The sequence below is a fragment of the Aeromicrobium piscarium genome, from assembly GCF_007421815.1.
GTDB lineage: Bacteria > Actinomycetota > Actinomycetes > Propionibacteriales > Nocardioidaceae > Aeromicrobium > Aeromicrobium piscarium.
In genome coordinates this window covers 72,591-87,596 of sequence record NZ_VLNT01000010.1, presented here as the reverse complement: position 1 = coordinate 87,596, position 15,006 = coordinate 72,591, and the positions used below count along the sequence as shown (strand labels likewise).

Here is a 15,006-nt window from a genome sequence, read left to right as displayed (position 1 = left end):
CGCAGAGGCGGCCGGTTAGAGTCGCCCTCATGAGTGAGATCCCCGGATTGGACGGGGTGCTCGGTGTCGAGCACCTGGAGGTCGGACCTGACAAGGTCGTCGTGCGCTTCACGATCACCGAACGGCACCTCCAGCCCTTCGGCATCCCGCACGGGGGCATCTACTGTGCCGTCCACGAGTCGACCGCCAGCATCGCCGGCCAGGTGTGGCTCGGGACGAAGGGCGTCGTCGTCGGCACCAACAACTCGACCGACTTCCTGCGTCAAGCCAAGGTCGGCGACACGATCACCACCACGGCGACGCCGATCCACCGCGGCCGCTCGCAGCAGCTGTGGCATCTGGACTCGGTCGACGGCGATGGCCGGCTCATCGCCCAGGGCCAGGTGCGCCTCGCCAATCTCGACCAGGAGATCCCGCCCGAGGCCCTTGCCGCCTTCACCGCCTCCTGACCCGGTGGCGGTAGCTGGTCAACGCTACGTGCGAGGTGGCGGTAGGCCTTCAACCTCACCTCGCGAGTGGCGGTAGCTGGTCAACGCTATCGAGGGCTGACTCGGTTGCTGGCCTACCTTTCCACAGCGTCAGGGGACGACCGCGGCCGTCCACAGAAGTCGAGAGAAGGGTCGTCCCGGGCGCTTCGCTGTGATCGTCTCGTGACATGCCTCGACGACCCCATGTTCCCGATGCCCTCCGGCAGGGCCACTTCACCCGCGACCACGCCCGCCGGCACGGCTTGTCCGACCGTCAACTGCAGAGCGCCTGCTGGCGACGGCTCTTCCCCGGGGTCTGGGCCTGGGCGGAGTGGCAGCCCGGCCACGAGGCGTGGGTGGGCGCCGCGAGCGCGGCACTCCCCGAGGACGCGCAGCCGACCGGCGCCACCCTCCTTCGTCTTCTCGGCTACGACGATGGCTCGGCATGGTTCCCGCTCCACTGCGTGATCGCCCGCGACCATCACGCCCACCTGGACGGCGTCTTCCTGCATCGCACCGATGCCATGCCCGCGACAGGAGCGCTCGGCGTCAGTCCGACGGCCGCGTTCATCGCCTACTGTGCCGAGGCGACGGTGCTCGAGGCCGCGCGAGCGGGGGACTGGCTCGTCGCACAAGGATCGATGTCGGTCCACGGCCTGGTCGAGACGGCATCGGCGGAGCGATGGCGCGCGGGCTCGCGTAAGGCCAGATGGATCGCCCGGCACCTGCGCGCCGACTCCCGATCGCCCGAGGCGACCAGCTGGCGGCTGCGTTTCGTGGCCGCGGGACTGCCGGAACCCGAGGTCAATGTCTCGATCCACGATGCGGCGGACGCATTGGTCACCATCAGCGACCTGGGCTTCCTGCGCTGGCACACCGTGGCCGAGTACGAGGGCGGCCGTCATCAGCAGGACCCCCGGCAGTACCTCGTCGATCTTCAACGGTATGCCGATCTGCGTCGCCTCGGGATCGACTATGTGCAGCTGACGCGGGCGACCTCGCCCGTGGCCGGAGTGGTCGCCGTCTATCGCGCCATGTGCCGTCACGGTTATGAGGGACCGGCTCCGGTGTTCACCGGTCGATGGCGCGATCTCGGTCGGCGTCTGTCCCGGGTCGTCCGCCGTAGCGGTACGACGTCAACCGAATCGGGCCTCGGTAACGTTGACCAGTTACCGCCGGTGGCGGGGTGACGTTGATGAGGTACCGCCACCGGCGAGGATCGTCCGGAGGGTGAGCATGCGGGTGACGCGGTCGGTGGCACCAGTACCATGGAGCCGTCTGGTCGCGACTGGCGTTGAGGTGGGTGACCACCAGGGAGCGACGAGACTGTTCGACACCGGGACCGTTCGCCTGGGCCCCGCGTCAGCCCGTTGACTGCTGACCGGAGGCATGACTGAAATGACGATGATGACGATGAACGCTGCGGCCACCGAACCGCTCCGCACCTTGGATGACGCCGATGTGCGCGTCCTGCTCCTGGAGAACATCCACGCCGACGGCGCCGACTTCCTGCGCGGCAAGGGCTATCAGGTCGAGACTCTCGACCGCGCCCTCGGCGAGGACGAGCTGATCGAGGCGGTCCAGGGGGTGCACCTGCTGGGCATCCGCTCCACCACCTACATCACCGACCGGGTGCTGCAGAACGCTCCCGAGCTGATGGCGATCGGTGCCTTCTGCATCGGGACCAATCAGATCGACCTCGCCTCAGCGAGTCGGCACGGCGTCGCGGTCTTCAACGCGCCCTACTCCAACACGCGCAGCGTCGTCGAGCTGGCGATCGCCGAGATCATCTCCCTCGCGCGCCGCCTGCACGAGAAGTCCACGGCGATGCACGCCGGCGTGTGGAACAAGTCGGCCGCCGGCAGCCACGAGATCCGCGGCCGCACGCTCGGCATCGTCGGCTACGGCAATATCGGCAGCCAGCTGTCGGTGATCGCGGAGGCGCTCGGCCTCTCGGTGATCTTCTACGACATCGACGACAAGCTCGCCCTCGGCAACGCCAAGCGCTGCTCGACGCTGGAGGAGTTGCTCGAGACCGCCGATGTCGTCACGCTGCACGTCGACGGCCGCCCCGGCAATGCCGGCCTGTTCGGTGACGCGGAGATGCGCCGGATGAAGCCGCGCTCGCTGTTCCTCAACCTCTCTCGCGGTATCGCGGTCGACACCGCCGCACTGCGCCAGCACATCGAGTCCGGTCACATCGCCGGTGCTGCGATCGATGTCTTCCCCGTCGAGCCCAAGCGCCAGGGCGATCCCTTCGAGAGCGACCTGCGTGGCCTGCCGAATGTGATCCTCACGCCGCACGTCGGTGGCTCCACCGAGGAGGCGCAGCAGGACATCGGCCGTTTCGTGGCGTCCAAGCTGCGCTCGTACGCGGCCTTCGGGTCCACATCGTTGAGCGTCACCTTCCCCGAGCTCAACCCGCCGACCGACCCGGACAAGCATCGCCTCGCGCATGTGCACAGCAATGCTCCGGGCGTGCTCGCCTCGATCAATGCGATCCTCGGCGATCACGGCGTCAACATCGAGGGCCAGCAGTTGGCCACGCGTGGCGAGCTGGGCTATGTCGTCACCGATGTCTCCTCGGAGGTCAAGCCCGACGTGCTGACCGCCCTGGCAGAGCTGCCCGAGACCATCCGCCTGCGCCAGCTGTCCTGAACCCCACGGGGGAGGTAGCCCCTCACACTTCTCGTTGTTGCCCGCGGTATCTGGTCAACCTCACGCGGTGGCTATGAGGTTGACCAGATACCGCGGCCAGGCTCGAAGGGTTGATGGCGTACCGCCGCCGGCCGGGGTCAGGCGCTGAGGCGATGGGGCAGCGCGGTCAGTGTCTCGGCGACGCCGGCGTCGAGCTTGAGGGCGGCGAGGCCGTCGCCCCTTGTCGGCCCCCGGTTCACGATGACGATGTCGACCCCCTCCTTCGCCGCGCGTTTGACGAAGCGCAGGCCGCTCATCACCTGCAACGAGGATCCGAGCACGAGCAGCACCGCGTCCTCCTCGCGCGCCCGCTCGACGAGATCGAAACACCGCTGTACTCGTGTCCTGGGCACGGTCTCGCCGAAGAACACCACATCGGGTTTGAGCCGGCCACCGCAGCGGAGGCAGGGTGTCACCACGAAGGAACCGGCGTCGTCGATGACGACATCGCCATCGGGAGCCACCTCGACCGTGCGTGTGGTCCATCCGGGGTTGGCGTCGTGCAGCCGGCGGTGCAGCTGGTCGCGGAGGGTCGTCTCGCCGCAGTCGAGACAGAGCACCCGGTCCAGGCGCCCGTGCAGGTCGATGGTCCCGATCGAGCCTGCCCGCTGGTGCAGGCCGTCCACATTCTGGGTGATGAGGCCGAGCAGTTGGCCGTCGCGCTGGCGGAGGGCGAGGTCGTGGTGGGTCGCATTCGGCTCGGCGGCGCGCATGTGCGTCCAACCGACGTGGGCGCGAGCCCAGTACCGCTGCCGCGCCGACGCCGAGCCGATGAACTCCTGATAGGTCATGGGAGTACGCGGCGGGACATCGGGACCGCGATAGTCCGGGATGCCGGAGTCGGTCGACACCCCGGCACCGGTGAGCACGAGCCACCGGCGTGATTCCCAGCCCGCGCTCATGTGCCTCGAGCCTTCTCGATGAGTGCACGGATGGTGCGCAGGTTGCGTGCCGTTCCGGGGGTGCCGAGCGCGCGCTGGAGCACGGCGGTCGTGAGCTTGGTCTGTCCGGCACCGGCGTCGAATCGTAGGTGCAGGTCGCGGCCGATCAACCGGGCTTCATCGTCGCCGAGTTGAGCGGGCGTGAACTCGGCGTCACCGGTCGGGTCGGAGTAGAGGAAGTGGATGTGGGCGCGGCGTTCGTCCGCGGGGGCGAAGGGGTAGGCGTCGAGCGCGGCCCTCAGCTCGGCGGGGGTTCGCACGATCGCCTCGCGGGAGAAGCCGAATTCATCGGCGATCCGTCGCTCCAGCTCCCGTGCGAATTCGGCGACTCCGCCGCCGGGCGTGCAGAGCAGATTGCCCGAGGCGATGTGGGTGGAGATGTCCGAGGCGCCGAGCTCGGCGACGATCTCCCGCAGCCGGGCCATCGGCAGCTTCGCGCCGCCGACGTTGACGGCGCGCAGCAGCACCACGATCTCAGCCACGTGACCAGTATGGACGAGGTCACATGGGCCGCCACTTCACTCGGAATGCGGATTGCTCAGCAATCACTAGCGTGGTCCGAGCGACGGGAACCGTCGTGACCCGATGAAGGAGTACGCCACATGATCATCCTCGGAGCCATTCTGGCCATCCTGGGTGCTGTCCTGAACGTCCCGATCCTGTACACGATCGGCGGCATCCTCCTGGTCGTCGGGGTCATCCTCTGGATCCTCGGTGCCACCGGGCGGGCTGTCGGCGGACGCAAACACTGGTTCTGACGACAGGGCTACGAGGGGCGGTGCCGGGAGACCGGTCACCGCCCCTTCGCCGCGTCTAGCACCTGTATGTGATTCTGGTGCGGTGACCGGAGAGGTTGAGTCGCCTGAGGACGGCGCGCTGACCGATGCGGTACGTGCCGGCGATGGGGAGGCGTTCAGCACGCTGTACGCACGACATCGTCCTCGTGCCGAGCAGGTGGCGCGATCCCTCGTGCCTGCCGCGGACGTGGGCGATGTCGTCGCCGAGGCCTTCCTCGCCGTGTACGTGCGGCTGCGGGCGGGTGGCGGCCCCACCGATGACGTCGGTGCGTACCTGCGACGGGTGGTGGTGAACGAGTCGATCGACCGGCATCGCCGGGCCGGCCGGGTGTCGGCCGATGACGATGTCGACGACCGCCGTGATCCCGAGCCGGACCCCGCTGATCCCTGGTTCGAGTCGAGGACGATCGCGCGGGCTTACCGATCGTTGCCCGACCGGTGGCGGCGCGTGCTGTGGCAGGTCGAGGTCGAAGGTCGCGCGGTGGGCGAGGTCGCCCACGTCGAGGGTGTGTCGGCGGCGCGCCTCTCGGCCGTGGCTTACCGCGCTCGGCGGGGGCTGCGGGTGGCTTATCTGACCGAGTGCCTGGGAGTGACCCAGGAGCCCGGATGCCGGGACGTGCGGCGGCTGCTGCCCGATGACGTGCGTGGAGTCGCCACCCGGCGACAGCGTGAGCGGATCGAGCGTCACCTGCGCGAGTGCGGGCAGTGTCAGGAGGCCCGTGCCGAGCTCGTCCGTCTCGATCAGCAGCTGGATGGCTGGCTGTTCCCGGCAGCCGCGGGGGCGGGTGCCGGTGGTGTGGGTCTGGCGGTGGCCGGTGGTGTGTCGGCGGGGTTCGTGGGGTTCGTGACGCTCCCCTTGGTCGGTGCCGTGACGGCGGTGATCGTCGCGGGAGGACTCCTCGCCGGCAGCGCCGAGCGGAGCCCGGACGTCTCCCGCGGGACGAATCACGACACGCCCCCGGCGGCTCTCAGCGAGTCCCGGCGACCCGCCGTGGCGGGGCCGGACGGCTCTGCTCCCGAGCAGAGGGTGCCCGCACCGGCCCCGAGTCCCGATGCCGAGGCGGTACCGGTCGATGAGACGGAGCGGTTGGATGAGCCCGATTGGACTGAGCGTCCGCCGAGCGTGGGCGATCGGGTCCTGATCGGAGGCCGGGACGTCATGGTGGTGGAGCGTGTCGAGCACACCACTGAGACCGAGCGAGGCGAGGAGCGGGAGCTTGCGCCGCAGGCCGACGCACCCGGCGGTTCCACGGTGTGGGAGCGCGAATACGACGAGGTGACCGTCGAGCGCACCATGGTCGTTCTGGTGGTAGAGGACGAGGTCGAGCGGTGGGAGGATGTCTGCGATGGTTCGGTTCGCGAACGGCAGGCCGTCGGGTATCTGGAGGAGTTCATCACGATCCGACACCGCGAGGGGTATCGGATCGAGGTCGATGGAACCCGCACCCCGGTGAGCGAGTCCGAGGAGATCGATCGGTGGTCCGGGGTGAGGATGCTGCCCGGCAATCCGGTCGTGGAGTGTGCTGTGACGGATCCTGAGGAGGCCTCCGAGGGAGTCGCCTGAGATACCATCGGCAGCGGCCGTGGTCGGTCAGGATGGGGCGTTGATCGTCAGAGTGAGCCAGTGACGGGCAATCTCGGCCATGGCACGCTGGATCCGTGGGAGGGGACACGACGGGGATGTCGTGGGACGATGACGCGCTCGCCGAGGCGGTGCGCGCCGGCGATGCCGAGGCGTTCCGCGTGCTCTTCGAGCGCTACCGGGGATTCGCCGAGCAGGTGGCTCGCGAGCATGCTCTCGGCGACGAGGACGACATCGTCGCCGAGGCCTTCTTTGCGATCTACTTGCAGTTGCGCGACGGAAAGGGGCCGACGACCGACGTGCGCGCCTATGTGCGTCGGGTCGTCGTGAACAAGGCGATCGACCGTCACCGGCAGGCCGCCCGTACCCGCGGCGAGGAAGAACTGGCCGAACGTCTCGCGCCGGTCCCCGATCATGCCGGGCCGTGGTTCGAGTCGACCACCGTGACCCGTGCCTACCGTTCGCTGCCGTCACGGTGGCGGCGTGTCCTGTGGCAGATCGAGGTCGAAGGGCGCGCGGTCGGTGAGGTCGCGCGGACGGAGGGTGTTTCCGCCGCCCGCGTCTCCGCTGTGGCCTACCGCGCGCGACGAGGTCTGCGAACGGCCTACCTGACTGAGTGCCTCCGTCCCATCGATGATGCTGCGCCTGGGTGCCGCGTGGCGCTGGGTCTGCTGCCTGAGGACGTGCGTGGGACGAGCAGCCGTCGTCAGAGCGAGCGGGTGAGGCGCCATCTGCGGGAGTGCCCGGCCTGCCGGGAGGTTCGAGCCGAACTGGTCCGTCTCGATCAGCAGCTCGACTCCTGGCTGATGCCCGCGGCCGGTGTGGGCCTCGGCGGGCTGGGACTCGCGGCCTCCGGCGGCGTGGCCGCGAGCTTCGCCGGACTGGTGACGCTGCCACTGATCGGCGTCGTGACCGCGGGTGTGATCGCCGGTGGAGTGCTCGGCGCGGGGCCTGCTGCCCTGCCCGAGGCCCGCGCTGAGACACCGCCGGCCATGGACGGGCAGCTCGGTGAGCCGTTGCCGCAGGTGGCGGAGATCAGGGATCCCGACCCCTCGACCGCAGCCGCGGAGATGGACGGCACTGCCGCTTCCGTGGCACCGCCGACGCCCGAGACTCCGGACCCCGATCCTTCTGCGCCCTCGGGTCCGGCCGAGCTGCCGGACTGGACCGATACGCCGCCCCAGGTGGGCGATCGATTCACCGGCGGGACCGAGGACGTCTACCGGGCTCGCGATGTCCGGCGTGAGACGGAGACGACGCGGACCGATGATCGCGAGGTGGCGGGCGGGCCGCAGACAGCTCGGCCAGGTCAGGTCGTGTGGGAACGGGAGTACGACGAGATCACCGTCAACCGGCATGTGATCGATCTGGTGATGGATGAGGAGGATCGCTGGGAGGTGATGTGCGACGGCTCGTTGCGCGAACGCACGATGCGTGCCGTGGTGGAGGAGACGATCACCGTCCGGCACCGGACCGGGTATCGGATCGAGGCGGACGGGTCACGCACGGTAGTGCGCGAATCCGTCGAGGTCGGGCGTGATCTCCTCATCGGAGCGGTGCTCGGCAACCCGCCCGTCGAGTGCGCCCCGGAGCCTCCGCCCGCCGAGGCGGACACCGCCTGACCTCCCGGCTCAGATCCGCGCGGCCAGTTCGGTCGCCTGCTTGATGGCCCGCTTGGCGTCGAGTTCGGCCGCCACGTCGGCTCCCCCGATGACATGCACCGTCGCGCCGGCCGCCTCCAGGGGATCGACCAGCTCGCGCACGGACTCCTGTCCCGTGCACAGCACGATCGTGTCGACATCGAGCACCCGCTGCTGTCGGGCGTCGTCGTCGCCGACGGTGATGTGCAGGCCGTCGTCGTCGATACGGTCATAGCTCGCCCCGCGCACCATCTCCACACCCGAGTCGCGCAGGGTCGTGCGGTGCACCCAGCCGGTCGTCTTGCCGAGGCCCTTGCCGAGCGACGTGGTCTTGCGTTGTAGCAGGGTGACCTGGCGACGGGGCGGTGCGAGGGTCTTGGTGCCGAGACCGCCGCGCTCGACTTCGGGGTCGACGACGCCCCATCGCTCGTTCCAGTGGTCGAGACTCTCGGCAGGGTCGTGGAGCAGGAACTCGCAGACATCGAAGCCGATGCCACCGGCGCCCATCACCGCGACCCGCTCGCCGACGGGGGCGCCCTCGCGGACCACCTGCTGATAGGTCAGAACCTTGGCGTGGTCGACCCCCGGCAGGTCGGGGATGCGCGGCTCGACACCGGTCGCGATGACGACCTCGTCGAAGTCGGCGAGATCGGTGACCGTGGCGCGGCGGTTCAGATGGACCTTCACACCGGTCTTCTCCAGCTTGACCGTGTAGTAGCGCAGTGTCTCGGCGAACTCCTCCTTGCCGGGGATTGCCATCGCGATGCGGAACTGCCCGCCGATCGCGTCCTCGGCCTCGAAGAGTTCTACCTCGTGACCCCGGCCCGCCAGCTCGGTCGCCGCAGCGAGGCCCGCCGGTCCCGCGCCGACCACCGCGACCCGCTTGACGGTGCGGGTGGGAGTGAGGACGAGGGTGGTCTCGTGGCAGGCGCGCGGGTTGACCAGGCAGCTCGCGCGCCTGTTGGAGAAGGTGTGGTCGAGACAGGCCTGGTTGCAGGCGATGCAGGTGTTGATCTCGTCGGCGCGGTCCGCCGCGGCCTTGACGACGAAGTCCGGATCGGCGAGCAGCGGCCGGGCCATCGAGACCAGATCGGCCTGTCCGGAGGCGATGATCTCCTCGGCGACGGAGGGGTCGTTGATGCGGTTGGAGGCGATCACCGGGACATCGACAGCGGCGGTGAGCTTGCCGGTCACCCAGGCGAAGGCCGCCCGCGGCACGGACGTGACGATGGTCGGGATGCGGGCCTCGTGCCAGCCGATACCGGTGTTGAGGAGGCTGACTCCCGCGTCCTGGAGGGCCAGCGCGAGCTCGAGGGTCTCCTCCCAGGACTGGGCGTCGTCGACCAGATCGAGCAGGCTGATCCGGTACTGCACGATGAAGTCGTCACCGACCAACTCGCGGGTGCGGCGCACCACCTCGATCGGGAAGCGCATGCGTGCCGCCGCGTTGCCGCCCCAGGCGTCGGTGCGGTCATTGGTGCGCGCGGCGAGGAACTGGTTGATGAGGTAACCCTCGGAGCCCATGATCTCGACGCCGTCGTAGCCGGCGCGCTGCGCCAGCTGGGCCGACCGGGCGAAGTCCGTCACGGTGCGGTCGACCTCGCGCGTGCTCATGGGCGAGACCTTGAAGGGGGTGATCGGGCTCTTGATCGACGAGACGCCCTTCTTGATCGGCGAGTAGCCGTAACGTCCGGCGTGCAGGATCTGCAACGCGATCTTGCCGTCGTGCTCGTGCACGGCATCGGTGACGACGCGGTGCCGGTCGGCGTGGCGACGGCTGACCATCTCCGAGCCGAAGGGCAGCAGCCAGCCGCGCCGGTTGGGCGCGAAACCGCCGGTGATCGACAGCGCGACGCCGCCCTCGGCGCGTGCGGCGAAGAAGGCGGCCAGCTCGGGCAGGTGCTTGGCGCGGTCCTCCAGTCCGGTGTGCATCGACCCCATCACGACGCGATTGCGCAGGGTGGTGTGTCCGAGGTCGAGGGGCTCGAGCAGGTGCGGGTAGCGGGTCATCGGGTCTCCTCCATCGCGACGGCCTCGGCCTGGATGCGGTCGAACTGCGCACCCATGGCCTCGGCAAGGGCGTTGGCGGCGGAGAGCGGACGCACCATCACGGTGAACTCGGTGATGAGACCGTCGTCGTTCGTCGTGATGAAGTCACAGCCGTGGACCGAGGTGTCGCCGACCTTCGTCTCGAAGACGAGGGCGCTGTGCCGGCCGTCCTCGATCTCGTTGACGTAGCGGAAGTCGGAGAAGACCCGGCTGACGCCCTGCAGGATGGCTGCCGTGATCGCCTTGCCGGGGTAGGGCTTGAAGGCGACGGGGCTGCGGAAGACGACATCGTCGGCGAGCAGCTCCTCGACGCCGCTCATCTCGCCGGTCGCGATCTGGGCTTCGACGAGTTCACGGAATGCCTTCATGGTGCGGTCCTTTCGAGGCGGTGGTGGTGCGTTGTCACACTGGGGAGGTGATCGGAAGAGCGAGTGCCTGGCTGCTGGTGGCGGCCGGCGTGTTCAATATCGTGATCTGGCCGCGTTTCGCGAAGGCGATCGTGGCCGACGATCGGGCGTGGACGGGCGAGACGTGGAGTAGTGCGCCGACCGGATTCTTCTGGGTGCATGCGGTGCTGATCGCGACGGCGATGACCTTCGGTGTGATCGTGCTGGTGATCGGTATCAGGGCTCATCGCTCGCTCCGGTCGAGCTGACCCAGGATCTCATCGCACCACGCGATCCCGGCCTGTTCGAGCAGGATGCCGCCGCGTAGCGCCAGGTAGGGTCCGCGGTCGTCCTCGCTGAGCGCGGACGGGTCGGGGTAGTACCGCTTGGCGCTGGCCTCGTAGGTGTCGAGGCGGGCCTGGTGGTCGGCGCGACGAGCCTGCGCGTCGGCGATGGCGGCCTCGGTGTCGAGGAGTCCGCGCAGCTTGACGGCGAAGTCGCTGCGCAGGGGTTCGCGTGGTGACGGTGTGGCCGAGAAGCGTTCGAGCTCGGCCCGTCCCGCGGTCGTGATGGCGTAGGTGGTGCGATCGGTGGCGCCGTCACGGTGTTCAGTGGCGCCCTCGACCCAGCCGTCGGCGGCCATCCGCGTCAGCGTCCGGTAGATCTGCTGGTGGCTCGCGCGCCAGAAGTAGCCGATCGAGGCGTCGAAGCGCCGCGCGAGGTCGTAGCCGGTCGCCGACTGTTCGCGAAGCGACACCAGGATCGCGTGTTCGAGGGCCATGCGAGCACCTTAACCATGCAACTAGTTGCATGGCAAGCGCTTCCACTCTCGCACCTCACCTTGGGGCGGACGAAAGATGTGCATCTGTGGTTGCCAGTGCAGCCACCGAGTCACATCCTCCGTCGCCCGGCTGTGCTCGCCGTCGCGCGCGGGCGTGTAACGGCTGCACGGGTGCCGCGCAAGGGCGTGACCCGAAAAGCCGGCAATCTCGGTTGTCCATCCGAGTTTTGAAACAATTTCTCCGTTTTGCTACCGCGGCGCGCTGATCTGTGATCGGGTGGCCCGAACGCCACATCGACCACAACATCCGGCCTCGGGGGTCGGTGGATCGGGGAATGACATATGCGTGTTCGGGTACTCGGAGCGGGGATCGCTCTGCGCGTGGGGATCGCCGGTTCTGTGCTGGCGGTGAGCCCGACGGCAATGGGCGAGCCCTTGGCTGATATCGAGCCCGAGGTGTGGGAGGCGCCGGCTGAGGTGAACCGAACCCCTGTGGGCGGTGAGCCCGATGCGGCGTGGTCGTACGTTCCCGCCGATGACGGAGAGTCGTCTCAGCAGCGTCGTCAGGCCGCGGCGATCGATGATGCGGTGGCGGCGCCAGGTCTGGGAGTGCAGGAGCACTACGGATTCGAGGAGTTCGCGATCGATGACCGCCAGAGCATCGCGGTGAATCTCGGTAACGGTAATCTGGTCGTTCGCGCCACCGACGTGACGATCAACGGCCCCGAGATCGGGCTGTCGTTGGAACGGTTCTACAACGGTCTGTCGGAGCGTCCCGGTGCGCATGGTCCCAGGTGGGCGATGTCGTCGGCGACCGATGTGGGTCTGGAGGTCGGGCCGAGCAGCATCGTCTTCCGCGCGCCGTCGGGCTTTCGCGCTCGGTTCTCCGAGGATGGCGACGGGTGGGCACCTCCGGCCGGTCTGCAGGCTGACCTCTCCGAGCAGGACAACGGCCAGTGGGTGGTGGAGTACCGCCGCACTGGCGAACGCCTGGTGTTCACCGCTGGCGGGTACCTGCTGCGCAACGAGGACCGCAACGGCAACGCGCTGACGTATGCGTACAACAGCGACAACACCATCGCCTCGGTCACCGACGCGGCCGGACGGGTGACGACCTTCGACCATGACGCCGGCAAGCTCGCCTCCATCACCGACCCGGCGAATCGGGTGACCGAGTACACCTACGACGATGCGCATCGTCTCACTGAGGTTACTGGCCCTGACGGCACGACTCGCAGCTACGGCTACGCCGATGGCCGGCTGACATCGGTCACGTCCGGTGAGGGGCATGAGACCGCGATCGGCTATGACAGCACCGGGCGCGTGACATCGGTCGATCATGCTGGTGAGGCGACCACCTCGTTCGCCTACGCCGCCGACGACACGACGATCACCGACGCTGCCGATAACGACACCCAGGTCGCGCTCGATGACGAGGGGCGTGTGGAGTCCGTGACCGACCCACTGGGGCGCAAGCGTTCGCAGGAATGGACCCCGAACTCGCAGGTTTCCTCCTCCACCGACGCGATGGGCGGCGACGGCGGTGAGGGCAATGTGACCTCGTACTCCTATGACGATGCCAACAATCCCACCCAGGTGTCGATGCCGACCGGTGCAGCGGCACGCGCGTCCTACACCTCGGATGAGGAGTGCGGCAGTGCGACACAGGACCACCAGTATCTGGTCAAATGTGCGAGCGATCCCGCCGGCAATCAGAGCACCTTCGAGTACGACGGCACCGGCAACCTGATGAGCACCTCCGACACCAGCGATGGCGGCACACGCGAACTGTCCTACACGCGCCAGGACACCGACGACATTGATTGCGGCGCGAAGAAGGGCCAGATCTGCACCGCCACGGACGGCAATGACGGCGTCACCACCTACACCTACGACGGCGACGGCAATATCACCAGCATCGACCCGCCCGGACCTCTCGCTGCCACCACCTACGCGTACGACTCGGTCGGCCGCGTCACCTCGACCACCGATGGACGTGGGCAGACGACCAACTACGGTTACGATCGCCTCGACCGACTGAGCTTTGAGACCGCTCCCGACGTGCAGGCTGCTCGCGACTACGACGCGGACGGCAACATCACTGCCGAGGTGACCTACACCCCGGCAAGCGGTCGTCAGCTGCGGGTCGACCGCACGTGGGACGCGCGGGACAACCAGTTGACCGAGAAGATCACCGATAGTTGGACTGTTCTCGACACGATCGAGATGGGTTACGACAGTCGTGGGAACATGACCTCTTATTCGGACAAGAGTGCCGAGGTCACCTACGCCTATGATGCCGCGAACCAGTTGAGCGTGATCAACGGTGGTACCGACGATCCCGTGATCTTCTCGTACGATCGCAACGGTCTGGAAACCACCCGCGAGTTGCCTGGCGAGACCGTGATCTATCACGAGTACGACGACTCGGGTCGTCTGACCCGTATCACCGCCCTGGGTGCCGATGGTGATGAGGTCGTCGACTACGAGTACTCCTTCACCAACGCCGAGGATGAGGATCAGATCCTGATCCAGTCGCGCACCGATCACGCCGGCCTCGAGATGGAAGCGGGGACTCAGCAAACCTACGAGTACGATTCGCTCAACCGTCTCGTCTCGGTCACTGAGGACGGTCCGGGCGGCATCCAGGACTGGTTGTACGACTTCGATGACAATGGCAACCGCACCCGTGCCGAGGGGGTCGACTATGAGTTCAATGCGTCGAATCAGATCACCTCGATCGACGGCTGGGCCGACACCATCGGCTATGACGAGAACGGCAATATCACCGAGCAGCAGAATCGTTACTCGGCCGGTTATAACGCTTTTGACCAGGCAACCGAGTGGAATCTGGGCAACACTGAACAGACCATGTCCTACCTTGGAAGCACCAACGCCGCCCGGCACACCACGGACGTCGACTTCGGCACCGAATACGAGATCCGCGGCCCACTTGGCCTGGCGTATACCGAGACGGACTCTGATCTGATCGATCGTGATCAGTCTCGTCGGACTTTCCTACGCACTCCTGACGGCGAGCTCATCGGTTCCTGGAATGATGCCGGCGGTGGCTATGCCGTCACCGATCATCTCGGCAGTGTGGTCGCCGTCTTCAACTCCGGCGAGGTCACCGGAACCGTCGCCTACGACACGTGGGGCAAGGAGCGCTCTCGCACTGGTGACTTGATCCCGGTCGGCTACGCCGGAGGCGAGACCGCACCCGCGGACATGGTGAAGTTCGGTGCCCGTTTCTACGACCCGAGCCACGGCATCTTCACCCAGATGGACCCTGCCGGCCAGGAGGACAGCCCCTATCTCTACGCCGCGTGAAACCCCATCAACTATGCTGACCCGACGGGCCTGTCTACAGACCTCTGCAACGCCGCCACGGGATACTGGGTGCCACCGGGCTGCCAGACATGGGGTGGTGGCCCTGTCGACGTAAGCGTCGGCGGTCAGCTCTTCTGCACCGGCGTTGGTCTGGTCAACCTTGGGGGGCCTTATTTACGGTGGTTCCGCCTCGTTGGCTTCCAACGCTGGTCGAGTGGTCGGTTCTGCAGTAGTCGGCGCCGAGGTCGCTACTGGGACGTTCGACCCCCTTGCCCCAACGAAGGCGGCTTGTTCGTGAAGGAAACCGCGCGGTGGTCATTGCCCTTCTTTATCGCT

13 protein-coding genes and 1 riboswitch are annotated in these 15,006 nt (G+C 67.6%); of the genes, 8 read left to right on the top strand and 5 right to left on the bottom strand.

The genetic code is table 11. The features are described 5' to 3' along the window. Positions 1 to 29 precede the first annotated feature (29 nt). The 3 genes from FNM00_RS12880 (at position 30) to serA (ending at position 3,125) form a co-directional block, all read left to right on the top strand. Positions 30 to 449 (top strand): PaaI family thioesterase, encoded by a 420-nt coding sequence (locus tag FNM00_RS12880; RefSeq protein WP_143913954.1) that lies wholly within the window; start codon positions 30 to 32, stop codon positions 447 to 449. A gap of 206 nt (positions 450 to 655) precedes the next feature. Next, the gene (locus FNM00_RS12875) at positions 656 to 1,657 is read left to right on the top strand and encodes a hypothetical protein (RefSeq protein ID WP_143913953.1); all 1,002 of its coding nucleotides are present in this window, start codon (positions 656 to 658) and stop codon (positions 1,655 to 1,657) included. Positions 1,658 to 1,741: 84 nt separating this feature from the next. Next, a riboswitch (ZMP/ZTP riboswitch) is annotated at positions 1,742 to 1,830 on the top strand. Between the two features lie 50 nt (positions 1,831 to 1,880). Then, positions 1,881 to 3,125: a phosphoglycerate dehydrogenase gene (gene serA / locus FNM00_RS12870; RefSeq protein WP_246065175.1), complete on the top strand. Its 1,245-nt coding sequence runs from the start codon at positions 1,881 to 1,883 to the stop codon at positions 3,123 to 3,125. Between the two features lie 137 nt (positions 3,126 to 3,262). Here the strand turns inward: serA and FNM00_RS12865 are convergent, their stop codons facing one another. Together FNM00_RS12865 and FNM00_RS12860 are read right to left on the bottom strand one after the other, a co-directional pair. Beyond that, positions 3,263 to 4,066 carry an NAD-dependent protein deacetylase gene (locus FNM00_RS12865; RefSeq protein WP_143913952.1) on the bottom strand — a complete coding sequence of 268 codons (804 nt, stop codon included), beginning with the start codon at positions 4,064 to 4,066 and terminating at the stop codon, positions 3,263 to 3,265. Continuing rightward, positions 4,063 to 4,587, bottom strand: a complete 525-nt coding sequence (locus FNM00_RS12860; protein WP_143913951.1) for a DUF1697 domain-containing protein — start codon at positions 4,585 to 4,587, stop codon at positions 4,063 to 4,065. The genes FNM00_RS12865 and FNM00_RS12860 overlap by 4 nt, the downstream gene beginning before the upstream one ends. A 120-nt stretch (positions 4,588 to 4,707) precedes the next feature. On the opposite strand from FNM00_RS12860, the gene FNM00_RS18855 reads away from it, so the two are divergent. From FNM00_RS18855 to FNM00_RS12850, 3 genes are all read left to right on the top strand, one after another. After that, on the top strand, positions 4,708 to 4,863 hold the full coding sequence (locus FNM00_RS18855) for a DUF6131 family protein (protein WP_185973139.1): 156 nt from the start codon (positions 4,708 to 4,710) through the stop codon (positions 4,861 to 4,863). An 82-nt stretch (positions 4,864 to 4,945) separates the two neighbouring features. Continuing rightward, entirely contained in the window at positions 4,946 to 6,466 is a 1,521-nt protein-coding gene (locus tag FNM00_RS12855; RefSeq protein WP_185973138.1) for a sigma-70 family RNA polymerase sigma factor, read from the top strand. Between the two features lie 95 nt (positions 6,467 to 6,561). Next, entirely contained in the window at positions 6,562 to 8,106 is a 1,545-nt protein-coding gene (locus FNM00_RS12850; RefSeq protein WP_143913949.1) for a sigma-70 family RNA polymerase sigma factor, read from the top strand. 9 nt (positions 8,107 to 8,115) lie between these two features. On the opposite strand, the gene FNM00_RS12845 is transcribed toward FNM00_RS12850, so the two are convergent. Together FNM00_RS12845 and FNM00_RS12840 are read right to left on the bottom strand one after the other, a co-directional pair. Continuing rightward, positions 8,116 to 10,134, bottom strand: a complete 2,019-nt coding sequence (locus FNM00_RS12845) for an NADPH-dependent 2,4-dienoyl-CoA reductase (RefSeq protein WP_143913948.1) — start codon at positions 10,132 to 10,134, stop codon at positions 8,116 to 8,118. After that, positions 10,131 to 10,541, bottom strand: a complete 411-nt coding sequence (locus tag FNM00_RS12840) for a nuclear transport factor 2 family protein (RefSeq protein ID WP_143913947.1) — start codon at positions 10,539 to 10,541, stop codon at positions 10,131 to 10,133. The genes FNM00_RS12845 and FNM00_RS12840 overlap by 4 nt, the downstream gene beginning before the upstream one ends. A gap of 47 nt (positions 10,542 to 10,588) precedes the next feature. Here FNM00_RS12840 and FNM00_RS12835 point away from each other — a divergent pair, with 47 nt between their 5' ends. Then, on the top strand, positions 10,589 to 10,828 hold the full coding sequence (locus FNM00_RS12835) for an SCO4848 family membrane protein (protein ID WP_143913946.1): 240 nt from the start codon (positions 10,589 to 10,591) through the stop codon (positions 10,826 to 10,828). On the opposite strand, the gene FNM00_RS12830 is transcribed toward FNM00_RS12835, so the two are convergent. Next, the gene (locus tag FNM00_RS12830; protein WP_143913945.1) at positions 10,804 to 11,340 is read right to left on the bottom strand and encodes a PadR family transcriptional regulator; all 537 of its coding nucleotides are present in this window, start codon (positions 11,338 to 11,340) and stop codon (positions 10,804 to 10,806) included. The genes FNM00_RS12835 and FNM00_RS12830 overlap by 25 nt on opposite strands. A 342-nt stretch (positions 11,341 to 11,682) precedes the next feature. On the opposite strand from FNM00_RS12830, the gene FNM00_RS12825 reads away from it, so the two are divergent. Continuing rightward, the gene (locus FNM00_RS12825) at positions 11,683 to 14,670 is read left to right on the top strand and encodes a DUF6531 domain-containing protein (protein WP_143913944.1); all 2,988 of its coding nucleotides are present in this window, start codon (positions 11,683 to 11,685) and stop codon (positions 14,668 to 14,670) included. Positions 14,671 to 15,006: the final 336 nt, after the last annotated feature.